The sequence below is a fragment of the Arthrobacter sp. NPDC058097 genome (genome assembly GCF_042884885.1).
In the GTDB taxonomy this organism is placed as follows: Bacteria; Actinomycetota; Actinomycetes; order Actinomycetales; family Micrococcaceae; genus Arthrobacter.
The window spans coordinates 20583-34761 of sequence record NZ_JBHVSZ010000007.1; the positions used below are offsets into that span (position 1 = coordinate 20583).

At 64.7% G+C, this 14179-nt stretch carries 13 protein-coding genes; 8 read left to right on the forward strand and 5 right to left on the reverse strand.

The genetic code is table 11. The features are described from left to right. Positions 1 to 341: 341 nt before the first annotated feature. Both ACFVTE_RS13100 and ACFVTE_RS13105 read right to left on the reverse strand, forming a co-directional pair. Positions 342 to 905, reverse strand: a complete 564-nt coding sequence (locus ACFVTE_RS13100; protein WP_387101020.1) for a dihydrofolate reductase family protein — start codon at positions 903 to 905, stop codon at positions 342 to 344. A 570-nt stretch (positions 906 to 1475) separates the two neighbouring features. Then, a complete protein-coding gene (locus ACFVTE_RS13105) occupies positions 1476 to 1628 on the reverse strand; it encodes a hypothetical protein (RefSeq protein WP_377997334.1) in 153 nt (50 codons plus the stop codon). A gap of 170 nt (positions 1629 to 1798) precedes the next feature. On the opposite strand from ACFVTE_RS13105, the gene ACFVTE_RS13110 reads away from it, so the two are divergent. Continuing rightward, positions 1799 to 3250, forward strand: coding sequence for a GntR family transcriptional regulator (locus tag ACFVTE_RS13110; RefSeq protein ID WP_387101023.1), 1452 nt, complete (start codon positions 1799 to 1801; stop codon positions 3248 to 3250). 37 nt (positions 3251 to 3287) lie between these two features. Here the strand turns inward: ACFVTE_RS13110 and ACFVTE_RS13115 are convergent, their stop codons facing one another. Both ACFVTE_RS13115 and ACFVTE_RS13120 read right to left on the reverse strand, forming a co-directional pair. After that, positions 3288 to 3680, reverse strand: a complete 393-nt coding sequence (locus ACFVTE_RS13115; protein WP_387101025.1) for a hypothetical protein — start codon at positions 3678 to 3680, stop codon at positions 3288 to 3290. 360 nt (positions 3681 to 4040) lie between these two features. Further along, positions 4041 to 4844 (reverse strand): alpha/beta fold hydrolase, encoded by an 804-nt coding sequence (locus tag ACFVTE_RS13120; protein ID WP_387101027.1) that lies wholly within the window; start codon positions 4842 to 4844, stop codon positions 4041 to 4043. Between the two features lie 266 nt (positions 4845 to 5110). Here ACFVTE_RS13120 and phnA point away from each other — a divergent pair, with 266 nt between their 5' ends. From phnA to dapA, 6 genes are all read left to right on the forward strand, one after another. Next, positions 5111 to 6460 carry a phosphonoacetate hydrolase gene (gene phnA / locus ACFVTE_RS13125; protein WP_387101029.1) on the forward strand — a complete coding sequence of 450 codons (1350 nt, stop codon included), beginning with the start codon at positions 5111 to 5113 and terminating at the stop codon, positions 6458 to 6460. A 117-nt stretch (positions 6461 to 6577) separates the two neighbouring features. Further along, on the forward strand, positions 6578 to 7939 hold the full coding sequence (locus ACFVTE_RS13130; RefSeq protein WP_387101031.1) for an MFS transporter: 1362 nt from the start codon (positions 6578 to 6580) through the stop codon (positions 7937 to 7939). Positions 7940 to 7988: 49 nt separating this feature from the next. Next, positions 7989 to 9458, forward strand: coding sequence for an aldehyde dehydrogenase family protein (locus ACFVTE_RS13135; protein ID WP_387101032.1), 1470 nt, complete (start codon positions 7989 to 7991; stop codon positions 9456 to 9458). 24 nt (positions 9459 to 9482) lie between these two features. Continuing rightward, a complete protein-coding gene (locus tag ACFVTE_RS13140; protein WP_387101033.1) occupies positions 9483 to 10376 on the forward strand; it encodes a LysR family transcriptional regulator in 894 nt (297 codons plus the stop codon). Between the two features lie 79 nt (positions 10377 to 10455). Beyond that, entirely contained in the window at positions 10456 to 11604 is a 1149-nt protein-coding gene (locus ACFVTE_RS13145; RefSeq protein WP_387101034.1) for a TIGR03364 family FAD-dependent oxidoreductase, read from the forward strand. Between the two features lie 14 nt (positions 11605 to 11618). Continuing rightward, the gene (gene dapA, locus ACFVTE_RS13150) at positions 11619 to 12533 is read left to right on the forward strand and encodes a 4-hydroxy-tetrahydrodipicolinate synthase (protein ID WP_387101036.1); all 915 of its coding nucleotides are present in this window, start codon (positions 11619 to 11621) and stop codon (positions 12531 to 12533) included. Between the two features lie 9 nt (positions 12534 to 12542). On the opposite strand, the gene ACFVTE_RS13155 is transcribed toward dapA, so the two are convergent. After that, positions 12543 to 13178 carry a dihydrofolate reductase family protein gene (locus ACFVTE_RS13155; protein WP_387101037.1) on the reverse strand — a complete coding sequence of 212 codons (636 nt, stop codon included), beginning with the start codon at positions 13176 to 13178 and terminating at the stop codon, positions 12543 to 12545. 137 nt (positions 13179 to 13315) lie between these two features. Between ACFVTE_RS13155 and ACFVTE_RS13160 the strand changes: the two genes are divergently transcribed. Beyond that, a complete protein-coding gene (locus tag ACFVTE_RS13160) occupies positions 13316 to 14080 on the forward strand; it encodes an MBL fold metallo-hydrolase (RefSeq protein ID WP_387101039.1) in 765 nt (254 codons plus the stop codon). Positions 14081 to 14179: the final 99 nt, after the last annotated feature.

Here is a 14179-nt window from a genome sequence, read left to right on the forward strand (position 1 = left end):
AGCCAAGTCTTGCCCAGGGATTCCACCAGGACGACGCGCACGACATCCGGAACCAAAAGATGGATTACTCAACAGGAAGTTCGGATCGTGTCATTGCGTCCAGCGCTGGCGACCACGTCATGGCTGCAAACTGTGACCGAAGCGTCCAGTCGATACTGAGACGAAACCGGATGCGTAAGCCGTATGGATGTGCCGCGCAGGGCATCCACGCACCCCTTCTGCGCAGTGATCTTAAACGCCGATAATCAGCATTATGTAAAGTAGTTTCAGTTTTGGTCCTGGTTGCGGGTCGTTGGCTCAGGATCCTCCTCCCCTGCGGCCGGGGTGCAGAGGAATCACACTCAGCGCCTCGTCTCGTACCTCGTAAGGACCACGCCGCCGGAAAACGTACGCGTCTCCACGAGGTTCAGGTTCACCCAGCTGTCCAGCGCAGTGAAGAACGGCGTGCCGCCGCCCACCAGGACCGGATGCGTGGCCATCACGTACTCGTCGATCAGCCCGGCCCGCATGGCCGCCCCGCCGAGCGTTGCGCCACCGACGCTCATCGGGCCGCCGTCCTCGGCCTTGAGCCGGGTGATCTCGGCTATCGCGTCGCCGGTGACCAGGCGGGTGTTCCAGTCGACCTTGTCGATCGTCGAGGAGAACACTACCTTCGGCGTGTCCCGCCAGTTCCGCGCGAATTCGATCTCCGCCGGGTTGGCGTTGGGCTGCTGGTCGCCGGTCGGCCAGTAGGAGCTCATTGTCTCCCACAGCTTGCGCCCGTACAGCAACAGGCCGCTCGCCCGCTCATGGTCAAGCCACCACTGGAAGAGTTCGTCGCTCGGCCTGCTCCAGCCGATGTCATCGCCGGCCGCGGCGATGTAGCCGTCCAGAGTCAGGTTCATGCCGTAGATCAGCTTCCGCATGGCGCCAGCCTTCCGTCAATCGGGTCTCCAGCATATAGACCAACACGGCGGGGAACCTCTGTCGCCCCACGCATGCCCCTCCTCCACCGGGCACCCTCCGCTCACCGTCACCCGTGCCCCACTGACGACATCGGCATCCTGGCCTAGCGCAACTTCAACATGCCGCCCGCCCGGTGACACTCCGTGGTCGGGAACCACAGGATCAAGGATTCCGGTCGAACCAGTCCTCCAAGCACGGCGCTTCAAGGAGCGGATACGCACTTGCGGCAACCCATAGAGGCTCAGCAGCCGGAGGTTTGCTTGAGCACTCAGAGCAGACAGATCATGCAGACCGCCACTGCAGCTGCGCCAGGACCGCAACATGCCCTCCGATCATGGGAGTGCTGGTTTTTGAAGACGGCGCGGAATCGACTGGTTCAAACCGGTTAAGAAGCTCTAGACCGCGGCCTCTCCCCCGCTGGATGCCGCGCCCTGCTCGAGTCGTAATGCCGCTCACTTGGGCTGATCGCGGCCGCCTGCGCTACTTCACGGAACACGCATTATCTACTGGTGGACGCCGGTGGTTCGAGCTTAAGCGTGATGACTGCTGCGGACCGCCTGCGGTGCGCAAACAAAGAACAGCGGCTGCTCCACCTGGGCGAACGGCACGACGAGCCACCGACCACCGTAAAACTCGACATACGAGTCCGGCGTGCACCTGGCGAAAGCTTCTTCGCGTGTCATCGTCATTCCTTTCCCAATAGGCTTCCGCATTTCAGGACTGTCATTCACCGTCAGAACCGTTTGGCTCCGACCTCGTTCTGATGTCCCCGAGTGATACTCTTAAGTGTAGACCTTCATTGATAAAGGTCAATAGACATTCAAGGTTAAATGTCACTTCGTCTGGAGCCACAATGGTCACTTGGAAAGAGCAACTCGCCTTCGCCCCGCTCGAGAATGCGGACCGTGGCGAGGAGGTTGGCCGCCGGCTTAGGCATGCCATCGAACTCGGAGTGCTCGAGGATGGCTCCCAGCTTCCCAGCGAAAGCTACCTTGCATCGAGGATGGGCGTTTCCACACTGACGCTGCGGGCCGCCTTGGCCGAGCTCCGCGGACTGGGCCTTGTGGAGACTCGGCGCGGCAAAGGCGGCGGAAGTTTCGTGAAGGCCAACACCGGGGACATCGCCCGCGTCCAGCGCCAGTCTCTTGCGGCATATTCCCTGGAAGACCTGCGGGATCTGAGAGAGTACCGCGCCTTCTTGGCCGGCAGCGCCGCAGCCGCCGCCGCGACTGCTAACCGGTCCCATCGACTCTCGATGGGACGCCTCGCCTACACATCCAATGAGATCCGCGGCTGCGAGCACCCGGCGGACGCGATCCGGGCGGACAGCAAGTTTCACATCGAGCTCGCGGCCAGTTCAGGTTCGGTGAGACTCACCCGACAGGAAGTGGCACTGCAGGCCGAGGTGGGCCCACTGATTTGGGTTGACCCGGCCCGCAATAAGGACGCGGCTGCAGAAGAACACACTAAGATCGTCGAGGCGATCAGGAACGGCGACGTCGTCGGCGCCCGAGCCCTGGCTGAAGAACACGTCAGGCGGGATATGAACCTGGTCATCGACGAGCGAATGGAGATGGACCGCATACCGACCGAGTCGCCGCATGGTCCGGCCTCCGGCGACGACGCTGTGGCCGCCATCGAATCACTCGCAGGAATGTTCTACGGAACGGCCGCGGCGTCGATGCGCGAGCTCGAGCAAGCGGTGCGTGCCAGCATCGGGTCCGGAGTCAGCAGAGACAAGGCCGATACGGACATCTATGGTGCGGCCCGAAGGGCAGTGGCCATCGGCGTTCCGCTTCTGTACGGGGCCGGCTTCATTGCGGAGCAGTCATACTTCGGTGAGAGCTGGATTGCCTGGTGCTACACGCCGGCGGGTCCAGAGTCGCCGCAACGGCTATACATCGACATGGACCTCTACGATGTCGTCACTGCACCCTGGCGCCCCGACGATACCGCTGATGACACCACCATCCACACGAGTCACGCGTACGTGGATGCGAGTGGAACGAACGAGAACATCGTCACCTTCAGCAAGCGAGTCACCATCGCCGGAGATTATGTAGGAGCCGTGGCTGCCGATATTCGCGTCAGTCAACTCCAGGATTCGTTCGAGCCCCTCCTGCGGCCCTTGCCGCCGAACACCTGCATCGTGGACCAGCACGGTGCCATCATCGCAACCAACACTGGCCGCTTCGTAGGCGGAACCGTCTCGGCAGCCGACCAGGTCACCCGACGAGCCCTCCCGGGGGTCCCGTGGTGGCTTTGCACGGGAATCGCCGACGAACACGCGGAACAAGTCACGTAAGAGCTATCCGGGCAAGCAGCCCCACCGCTCGCGCCGGTCAGTGGATATGGACCCAACCAACGCCGCCGCCGAAGCGGATGCCGCTGCCGCATACAGAGCACGACCATTTGCCACGGGACCACCGGCGCTCACCTACTGTGCGGCAGGTGCTGATTTCCGGGCTGTCCGATTGAGCACTGGCCCGCACCATCGCGGCCAGCACGACCCGGACATCCGTCTCGCAATTATCCATCGCATGGAAGTCGCGCAGTTCGCAGCGGGAACCGTGCAAGCACGCCCCATCGTGCAGCCGGCGGGCGATCCCCAGCACCGCCTGGTCGCTAACGGTGACGGTGACGACCGGCGCAGCGAAAACTTCTGCGGGGCAGGTCCGTGGCCCGGGATGATCCGCGAACGAATCGTCGATCAGGTGGTTTATTGTGGCGGTCATCGGGTGCTCCTCGGCGCTCCAGTGGTTGTAGTTGTATCCCCCTCGTCTTCGGCACCGTGTGATGCCAGTCACGTTCAATCGCTTCAGAACTAAAGCTACGTCATTTTAAACATCTAGTCCAGACTTTTTTGTCCGCTTAGGAGCACAGTTTGGGTAAGCCGTTGCAGCAACGTTGAGCGCAAGCCGGTGAAAATCCAGAGTAAAAGTCTCGGCGCTAGGGTTTTAAAGTCAATGCACTCCCCACGCCCGTCACAACGCGCCCATGGCCACTGAGTCTGCGGGCCCCTCCGGTGAGTACTGGCGTGGCCTCCTGAATGGCCAGACCGGGTCCACCCTCCACGAGACCCTGGACAGGCTCTGCTAGCGAAGTTCCCGCATCCGGTCGAGCCACTCGGTGATCAGGGCCTTGAGGAGGCCGGGCTGCTCGTGCGGTAATGCGTGACCGGCGCGGTCGAGCACGGCGAATGCAGCCCGCGGATAGTGCTCGAGCAGATCCCATTGACCGGCGTAGCCCACCATGGAGTCCTGGCGGCCGGCGACAATGAGGACGGGGCCGGGGTACGGTGGGCCCCCTTCGGGACTGCTGCCGAACTGCCATTGTTGGCCGATCCGCTCGAGTCCGGCCTCGTCGACCAGAGAAAGGCCGGGGACGACGTACTCCGCGTACCGCTCCAGCGTGGCCTGCGTCTGCACGACAAAGTAGTCGCGGTACACACTCTCCTCGGACGGGCTGAGCATTCCGCCCGGATCGACCGAGGAGTGCAACACCTGATGGGCTGGAAGGTTCCCGGTGTTCTCGCCCAACGGGCAGATCAGTGCAAGCCCTGCTAGCTGCTCCGGGCGTCTGCCGGCGATGGCCCGGGCGTAGTAGGCTCCGGCCGAATGGCCTATGAGCCCGAACTGCCCGTCACCGATCACACCATCGATAAACTCGAGCAGCAGGTCAAGAACCTCGTCGGCACTGTCAAGCGTGCCCGCCGGCGTATGCCCCATGCCCGGCAGATCAGGGTAGAGGCGCTGATAGCCCAACAGCTCGCTAAATATCGGCTCCAGGGCACCGACCATCTCTCGGTGATCTACGCCGGCACCGTGCAATACCAGGAGCGGAGCCCCGTCACCGTGCTCGGCATAATGCACTGGTATCCCGCATGCTTCGTACTCCACTGCGTCAGCCTAATCTCGGCCCTGCATCACCGGTAGCGCCCCCGCTTCCCGGCCAACTGGTGGCGCGCTTCCCTGCCTACCTCCGGGCGCCCCCTCCCCTGCCAGGACCCGCACCCTGCCGGGGTCATAGCTTCAGCCGATAGCCTTCATAGTTTTTTGGCGTCTGTCGGGTCCTGCGGTTCGTACAGATGCTTAGTTCATCAGTTACGAATCTTGCCCGCTCCTCCCCGGAGGAAAGCGGGGCAGGTCTTGAGAGTAGGAACTTAATGTCCCAGACGGAATTTTCAGTCAATGGCCGCAGCTACGCCTTTTCCGATGCCCCGGTCGTCGTCATCTGCATCGACGGCAGCGAGCCCGCCTACCACGAGGAAGCCATAGCGGCCGGACGGATGCCGTGGCTCAGGGAGGTGCTGGCGTCCCGGGGCAGTTCGTGGGCAGCCCACTGCGCCGTTCCGACGCTGACCAACCCGAACAACATGTCCATCGCCACCGGCCGGCCACCCGCTGTCCATGGGATCTGCGGCAACTACATCCTGGACCCCGAGTCCGGCGAAGAAGTCCTGATGAACGATCCGAAATACCTCCGTGCCCCCACGATCTTCGCCGCGGCGGCCGCGGCCGGGCTGTCCGTGGCCGTCGTGACAGCAAAGGACAAGCTCTCCAGGCTGCTGGCCGCCGGACTCACCCAGCCGGGCCTTGACCCCGCCGGCTCGGGTGCTATGGTCGCGCCGGCCAACAAGGGCATCTGCTTTTCGGCCGAAAAAGCCCACCAGGCAACCGTGGAAGCCAACGGCATCGACGCCGTGATGGAAATGGTGGACATGGACCTGCCTGAGGTCTACTCCGCCGGACTCAGTGAGTTCGTCTTGGCAGCGGGAGTCCGGCTGCTCGAACAGCGCACCCCGGATCTGATGTACCTGACGCTGACGGACTACATCCAGCATAAGAACGCCCCGGGAACCGAAACGGCCAACGACTTCTACGCCATGATCGACCGCTACGCCGCGGCGCTGGACGAACTCGGCGCCGTGGTTGTCATCACCGCAGACCACGGCATGAGCCCGAAGCACAAAACGGACGGAACCCCTCAGGTCATCTACCTGGAAGAGGAAGTCAACCGGGTCCTGGGGATCAAAGGGGAAACGCCCGACGGCGGCAGCCGGGTCATTCTTCCCATCACCGATCCCTACACCGTGCACCACGGCGCCCTGGGTTCCTTTGCCAACGTCTACCTTCCCGACGGCGCCGACCGGGAAGCTGTCCTGGCCGCAATGAGCCGACGGGAAGGAATCTCCGGTGTGTACCGCTCCGAGGAAGCGGCCGTACTGTTCGACATGCCGCTGGACCGGATGGGAGACATCACGGTCCTTTCGGACAAGAACACTGCTTTGGGCCGCTACGCCGCCTGGCACGACCTGGCCAACCTCGAAGTTCCCCTGCGCTCCCATGGCGGCCTGGGTGAACTGAACATCCCCTTCTTCATCAACCGCGTACTCCCGGCCCCGGCCGGGACAGAAAGCGAGGCTCCCAACGGAGACAGGGCACTGGCCCACAACTATGACGCATTCTGGGTGGCAACAACCCATGCCTCGTTTGACCTCGCAGCCATCAGCTGATTCCTCCGCCGGACCGGCCCGCCGCCACAGGCGGGCCCGTCTGGCCAAGAGGCCCGCCAGGCCGAAGGCCCCTCGGGCCACGCCAACCCCAGGTTTGTATGACGAGAGGACTCAGCAGTGTCCGATTCAAACTCACCCCAGACCCAGCTACAATCCCCGCCGCCGGAGGGCACAGGAAGCCTGAAAACCTCCACGAAACGGCAGGAGCTACTCAAATGGCAGATCCGAATCTTCGCGCTCTCGTGGCTGGCATACGCCGCCTTCTACTTCCCCCGTTCAGCCTTTTCCGCCGCCAAGGTGGGCATCCTTGAGGAAGGGTTCCTCAGCCGCCAGACTATGGGGCTTCTGGACTCCGTCTACCTGGCCGCTTACGCCGCCGGACAGTTCATTTGGGGCGCGTGCGCCGAAAAATACGGCACCCGCGTCGTCGTCGCCGGCGGCATGATCATGGCAGGCGTGGCGTCCCTGCTCATGGGTATCGTCCCCGCCGTCGCCCTGTTCCTGCCGCTGATGATCGCCCAAGGCCTGGCACAGTCAACCGGCTGGGCAGCGCTGAGCAAGAACATCGCCTCATTCTTCACCATCAGCAACCGCGGCCGCGCCATGGGCTTCTTCTCCACCAGTTACGCCTTCGGCGGCCTGGCGGGCGCCCCGGTGACCGGGTGGGTGGCCTACTCGCTCTTCGACAGCTGGCGTTGGGCGTTCATCGCCGGCACCGCCGTCATCGCCTTTGCTTTCGTCCTGTTCATCATCTTCCAGCGGAACTCGCCCCAGGAGGTGGGCCTGCCTGGGATCGATGAGGATCCCTCACTGCTGGACCACGCCCACGACGGCGGGACCAAACCGGCTGCCACCACGACGCCAAAGACGAAGTTCTCCCTCCGGGATCTGCTGGCAGCGGTCCGCTATGAGCCGATGGTGCTGCGGCTGGGCATCGTGTACTTCCTGATCAAACCGGCCCGGTATGCGATCCTGCTCTGGGGCCCGGTGCTGGTCCTCGAGGCCATGCCGAACTTGAGCGCCATGACGGCAATCATGGTCCCCGTCGCCTTCGGCGTCACCGGGATGGTTGCACCGGTCGCGGCCGGCTGGATGTCCGACACCGTCTTCGGTGCACGGCGTGTCCCGCCGAGCGTCCTGTGCCTGTCGCTGATGGTGGTGGCGCTCGCACTCTGGCAGGCCATCACCCAAACCGGCTCCCTGCCGCTCATCGTGGCGCTGCTCGCTTTCATCGGTCTGACCGCGTACGCGTCGGACGCCATGATCTCCGGAGTTGCCGCGGTGGACTTCGGCACCTCCAGGTACGCTGCCGGCGCCACCGGCTTCGTCAACGGCTGCGGCTCCATCGGTGCCATTCTCGGCGGGCTCCTGCCCGGCTTTTTCTCGGGCATAGTGATCTTCTACACCTTTGCCGGAGCAGCTTTGGTTGCCGCCGTCATCCTCGTGCCGTCCTGGAACAAGCGCCCCATCAGCGCCTGACGCCCTTCGGGCGTCCGGCACCAGCTGTACGTTAACCATCAGAGGAAAAATGAACGCCTTCAAAGACTCCGAACTGAACCTGAACTACATCGACGGCCAATGGCGGCCGTCCTCCGGTGGAGCCACCTTCACCAATATCAATCCGGCGGACACCCGGGACGTCATCGGGGACTTCCCGGACTCGTCGGTTCAAGACGCGCTGGACGCCGTCGGGGCGGCGGAAAAAGCCCGGCAGTACTGGGACTCGCTGGGAACCATCAAGCGCGGCGACATACTGTTCGCGGCCGCGGAAATCCTGGCCCGCCGGAAGGAGGAACTGGCGCGGGCCGTGACGAGAGAACAGGGCAAATGCCTGCGGGACTCCCTGGGAGAAGCGCAGCGGGCCGTGGACATCCTGCGCTACGTTGCCGGTGAAGGCCGCCGGCTTTCAGGTTCGGCCCTTCCGGCCGACGAGCCCCGGAGCATGGCGCTGACCTGGCGCAAGCCCATTGGCGTCGTCGCCCTGATCACGCCCTGGAATTTCCCGTTGGCCATACCCGCCTGGAAAATCGCGCCCGCGCTGCTCTCCGGTTGCACCGCCGTCCTCAAGCCGTCGCCTCTGGCACCGCATACCGCGGCCCTGCTGGTGGATATCTTCATCGAGGCCGGAGTACCGGCCGGCGTCCTCAATCTCGTTCAGGGCGACAGGGATCCCGGGGAAACGCTGAGCAACCACCAAGAGGTAAGGGGCATCTCCTTCACCGGTTCGCTGGGCGTGGGCCTGGCCATCCAGCAGGCGGCCGCACCCCGGCTGGCCAGGACCCAGCTCGAACTCGGGGGCAAGAACGCGCTCATCGTCCTGGCCGACGCCGATCTTGACCTGGCGGCGGACGCCATCCTGCACGGCGCTTTCGGGCAGGCCGGACAGCGCTGCAGCGCCACCAGCCGGGTCGTCGTCGAAAGATCCGTCCGCGAGGAGCTGGTGGGCAAGGTGCTCGCCCGCCTGGCCGATCTAACGATCGGTGACCCGTTCGACGCCGGCACGAAGTTGGGCCCCGTGGTCAACGGAGACCGCCTCGCCGCGTGCGTCCAAGCCATTGAACAGGCCCGCCGGGACGGCGCCACGTGCCGCACCGGCGGTGCGGTTGCTGATTCCGGGGAACTGGCACACGGCTACTTCATACAACCTACGCTGCTGACCGACGTCGCCCCGGACTCCGAACTGGCCATGGAGGAAGTCTTCGGACCCGTCCTGGCCGTCATCGATGCGGAGAACTTCGACCACGCCATGGACGTCTCCAATTCCGTCCGTTACGGCATGTCCGGCACCATCTTCACCAACAACCGCAAGCACATCTACGACGCCCTGGAACGATTCGAAGCCGGCATGTTGCACGTCAACAGGCCGGGGGTGGGAGCCTGGCCGCACATGCCGCACATGGGCGCCAAACTTTCCCAATACGGTGCGCCGGAATGCTCCCCGGAAACCTGGGACTTCTATATGGGGTGGCGGTCCGCTTGCATCAGCTTCCCCGCGTAAAGGCGAGCAGCTAGGTTCGGGATCATGAATCTGAGCATCCAGGGACTGCGGATCTTTCTCGCCGTCGTCGAAACCGGAAGTTTCTCGGCGGCGGGCCGCAGGCTCTACATGAGCCAGCCATCGGTGTCTGCACACGTTCGCAGTCTCGAAACCTCCCTCTCGGCTCACCTGCTGGACAGGGGCCCGGCCGGCGCGTCACTCACGCCAGCCGGGCAGGTGCTGGCCGACCACGCCCGGGCGATCTTCGCCGTGATGGACCAGGTCGACGCAGACGTGGCCGCCGCCCAGGGAATCCAGGACCGCAAGCTGTCCGTCGCCGGCACCAGCACGCTCGGTTCGTATTTGCTTCCCCGGGCACTCAGCCGGTTCCTCGCCGAGAATGACGGGCTCAGGACCGAGCTGCGGGTAGGAAACACCGAAGCGGTTGCTGACTGGCTGATCAACCGGGAGGTGAGCCTGGCGATCTGCGCCGGTGAAATCGACCACGAGCAACTGGAGGGGACGGTGATCTTCCAGGATGCGCTGGTCCTCGTGGCCGGTCGGGCAAGCCCGCTGGCCGGACGTGACCTCACTCCGGCCGACCTGGAAGGCCAGCGTTTCCTGCTCCGGGAGATCGGGTCATCCACCAGGTTCGACCAGGACCAGGCGCTGGCCGACTGGAAGCTCACCCATGCGGAGCAGTGGACCATCTGGACGTCCGAGGCGGCAAGGGAATCTGTCCGGGCCGGACTGGGGCTGGCGCTGGTCTCCGAACACGTGGTGGCACAGGACCTCCGGTCCGGCGAACTGGTCCGGCTGAAAATCCATCCGGCTCCCCGGCACCGCCCGGTATCCCTGGTCCGCATGGCCGGGCAGCCGCTGACCCGGGTTGAGACCTCGTTCGTGGAAATGATCCAGAAAATGCATTCCTGGCCCTGAGCCGCCTGACGGGGCTCGCGGCCGAATCTTTGCCGGACGCCGTCCGGCTCACATTCACGCCACTTGAAAGGCAGAACCTATGAACTCCAAAGATACCGGGAACGCGCTCGACGGCGAGCGTACGGACCTGTTGATTGTCGGTGCAGGAATTGTGGGCCTTGCACACGCCTTCGAGGCGCACCGCAAGGGATATACCGTCCGGATCATCGAACGCGACGCCCGGCCCAATGGCGCGTCCATCCGGAACTTCGGCCACTGTTGCATCACAGCGCAGGACGGTGAACACCTCGACACCGCCTACAGGTCACGCGAAGGGTGGCTGGCTGCAGCCGCCGCAGTGGGGTTCTGGTCCCCGGAAGCCGGGGCACTCGTCGTGGCACGAAGCCAGACGGAGCTGTCCGTACTTGAACAACTCAGCGACAAACGCGGCACCGACAGCGTGCAGCTGCTCACGGCAGCACAAACTGCGGACCGGCTCTCCCCTGCCGGTTCCCCTGACCCGCAAATCTGCGGCGGGGCTTTCCTGCCCGCGGACCTGCGCGTCGACCCGCGCACCGCGGCGCCGGACATCGCGGACTGGCTGCAGAAACAGGCGGGGGTCCAGATCCAATGGGGCACCGCTGTCAAGAACATCCAGGACGGCACCGTCGCCACCACCCGCGGCGACTTCCACGCAGGCAAAGTCCTCATCTGCGTCGGGCACGACCTGGACTACCTCCTCCCGGACGTCGCCGCCCGCTACCAGGTCCGGCGCTGTGCCCTGCAGATGGCACTGGCTCCGGCGCCGGCAGGCTTCACCCTGGACTCGGCAGTGCTGACCGGAACTTCCATGACACGCTACGACGGCTTCACCACCATGCCCGCGGCCGAGGCCGTCCGGCAGGAAATCCGTGGGCACAGCCCCGAACTGATCGACATCGGAGCCAACGTCATGTTCACCCGCCGGCCCGACGGCACCGTCCTGCTCGGCGACAGCCACGTCTACGGACAGACCATCGGCCCCTTCCAGGACGAATGGATGACCACACGCCTGGTCGGCGAGATCGGGAAGATCCTCGGCACCAGGCTGACCGTCACGCAACGCTGGCAGGGAATCTACGCATCCAGCCCCCTGACCTCGCTCCTGCGCGAAGAGCTCGATGCAGTTACCACTGCGATCACGGTGACCTCCGGAATCGGCATGACCCTGTCGTTCGGCATTGCGGCCGAAACGATTGAGCGCCTTTGAAGCGGGAGGCACCCGTGGCAACCGACTCCGCCGATCTCCCCCGCCGCCCTTTTGGGAGCCTCCTCACGGCCATGGTCACGCCCTTCACGGCAGCCGGAGAGGTGGACCTGGACGCCGCCGCTGAGCTTGCTGCGGGGCTGGTCGACGGCGGCAGCGACGGGCTCGTTGTCTGCGGAACCGCCGGTGAAGCCGCCACTCTTGAAGATCAGGAAAAGGAGGACCTGATCCGGGTGGTCAAGGAGACCGTGGGCAACCAGGTCAGCGTCGTCGCGGGCACTGGGACCAACTGCACTGCCCGTTCCATCATCATGGCCGGGCGTGCCGCCAGGGCAGGCGCGGACGGCCAGCTGGTGGTCACCCCGTACTACAGCAAGCCCACCCAGGCAGGGGTGATGGAGCACTTCACCAGGATCGCCGGAGCATGCGATCTTCCGGTGATGCTCTATGACATACCCGGCCGCGCCGGGATCGCCATCAGCACCGACACCATGAAGCGCCTGGCCGAGAACGCCCGCATCGTTGCCCTGAAGGATGCGAAAGCCGACTTCAGCGCGACGACGGTAGTACTCGCCGGAACCGACCTAGCCGTTTACGCCGGAGACGACGCGCTCGCATTGCCGTGGCTGACTGCCGGCGCGGCGGGACTGGTAAGCGTGTCGGCCCACGTTGCCCCGGGTGCATTCCGTCAGCTGGTCGATGCCGTTCACTGCGGGGATCTGGCACTGGCGAGGCGGCTGCACTTTGAGCTGGCTCCGCTGGTCCGCGCTGTGATGGACCACATTCCCGCAGCAGCCGCGGCGAAACACATCCTCCACCGCCAACAGAGACTCCCCGGTGGCTTTGTCAGGTCCCCGCTGACGGAGCCAACAGGGAGTGAGGCCGGGAACCTCGCGGCGGAACTTGCCGGAACAGCCTGGGCGCTTAACTGAACACGGGCCCTAACTGAACACGTCCTCGGGGCCGGCGGTGGCGGTGGCGTACTCCGGCCGCCCGAGCGGCCGGTACGTATGGATGGTGATGCCCCGGGACGTGGTCCGCGAGCTGACGAGCTCGAGCGCCATGTCGGGACCGGAATCGGGGAACAGCCGTGTGCCCTGGCCGACGACGACGGGATAGGTCACCAGGTCGAGCCGGTCGACCAGGCCGTTGGCCAGCAGCCACCGGACGAGGACACCGCTGCCCGGCACCAGCAACTCGCCGTCGTGTTTCGCCTTCAGTTCAGTGATGGCCGTGGCAACGTCGCCCTGCAGGACAGTCGTGCCCGCCCAGTCCGGGTCGGCGAGGCTGCTGGAGACCACGTACTTGGGGCGGCTGTTCAGCGCCGCGGCAATCGGATTCGTTTCAGGGTTGGGCAGCACTCCCCAGTAACCGGCGAAGATTTCGTACGTCCGGCGGCCAAAGAGAAACGCGTCCGCTCTGCCGTAGACCTGATTGAGGTAGTCACCTGCTTCGTCGTCGATCAGCGGGATCGCCCATCCGCCGCGGTCGAAGCCCCCGCTGCGGTCCTCGTCCGGTCCGCCCAACCCCTGCATCACGCCGTCAACCGAGACGTTGGTCGTGGTGGTCAGCCTCATGTCTTGTCACCTCGTCGGACAACGGCCGCAGACCCCTGCCGGATCTGCGCTACCGGCTACAGACAAGCACACATGCTGCAGCCACGCGAGAGCTCAATGAGCACGGACGCCCGTCGCCCGGTGGCTAGGATGTGCCTGTGAAGCAGCAAACCCATCAGTGTCAGGCCTCCGCCAGCACGTCCGAGCCCGCCCCCGGTGTCTTTTTCGTCGAAGGGCCGGCATCAAACTGGATCCTGGTCCGCGACGAGACCGGATTCATGGTGATCGACAGCGGTTACCCGTCCGACCGTCCGCTGGTCCTTGAATCCATCCGCCGTCTGGGCCTGCGTCCGGCTGACGCGCGGGCCATGCTCATCACGCATGGCCACGTCGACCACACCGGGTCAGCGGCCTACTTCTCCGAAACGTACGGAACGCCCATCCTGTGCGCGCCGGAAGAGCTGGCCCACGTCCAGGGCAAGGAAAAGCACCAGGTCACCTTCGGCCAGGTCGTCGTCCGCGCCTGGCGGCCGCGTGTCTTCCGCTGGCTGGCCCACGTCATCAAGGCGGGGGCCCTCAAGGCGAAGCCGGCAACGGATGCCCGGGCCTGGAGAACGGACGACCTGCAGAAGCTTCCCGGGAAGCCGGAAGCCGTACTGCTGCCGGGGCACACACCGGGCAATGTCGCCATCCTGCTTCCCCAGGCCGGCGCCATAGCGGTCGGTGATTCCTTCGTCAGCGGCCATCCCCTGAGCAGTACCCACGGGCCGCAGATGCTGCACCCGATGTTCCACACCGACCCCGCACACGCGCTCGCAGCCACCCACCGCCTTGACGACATCGACGCCTCCGTGGTTCTGCCGGGCCACGGCGCAGCGCTCCGCATGCCGCTGGCCGATGCACTGGCAGCGTTGCGGGGCTAGGAATAACTGCTCCTGTCGCATAAAATGAATGATGTTCATTTATATGGAGCCAGCCCGGAAAGTGGGTGAGGCCGACCAAAAGCGAAGGAGCCACCGACA

What these genes read in the sequence shown, in the direction of transcription:
- ACFVTE_RS13115 (WP_387101025.1), bottom strand. Translation starts at nt 3,680, where the DNA reads ATGACCGCCACAATAAACCACCTGATCGACGATTCGTTCGCGGATCAT.
- ACFVTE_RS13110 (WP_387101023.1), top strand. Translation starts at nt 1,799, where the DNA reads ATGGTCACTTGGAAAGAGCAACTCGCCTTCGCCCCGCTCGAGAATGCG.
- ACFVTE_RS13155 (WP_387101037.1), bottom strand. Translation starts at nt 13,178, where the DNA reads ATGAGGCTGACCACCACGACCAACGTCTCGGTTGACGGCGTGATGCAG.
- ACFVTE_RS13140 (WP_387101033.1), top strand. Translation starts at nt 9,483, where the DNA reads ATGAATCTGAGCATCCAGGGACTGCGGATCTTTCTCGCCGTCGTCGAA.
- ACFVTE_RS13135 (WP_387101032.1), top strand. Translation starts at nt 7,989, where the DNA reads ATGAACGCCTTCAAAGACTCCGAACTGAACCTGAACTACATCGACGGC.
- ACFVTE_RS13105 (WP_377997334.1), bottom strand. Translation starts at nt 1,628, where the DNA reads ATGACACGCGAAGAAGCTTTCGCCAGGTGCACGCCGGACTCGTATGTC.
- ACFVTE_RS13100 (WP_387101020.1), bottom strand. Translation starts at nt 905, where the DNA reads ATGCGGAAGCTGATCTACGGCATGAACCTGACTCTGGACGGCTACATC.
- phnA (WP_387101029.1), top strand. Translation starts at nt 5,111, where the DNA reads ATGTCCCAGACGGAATTTTCAGTCAATGGCCGCAGCTACGCCTTTTCC.
- ACFVTE_RS13145 (WP_387101034.1), top strand. Translation starts at nt 10,456, where the DNA reads ATGAACTCCAAAGATACCGGGAACGCGCTCGACGGCGAGCGTACGGAC.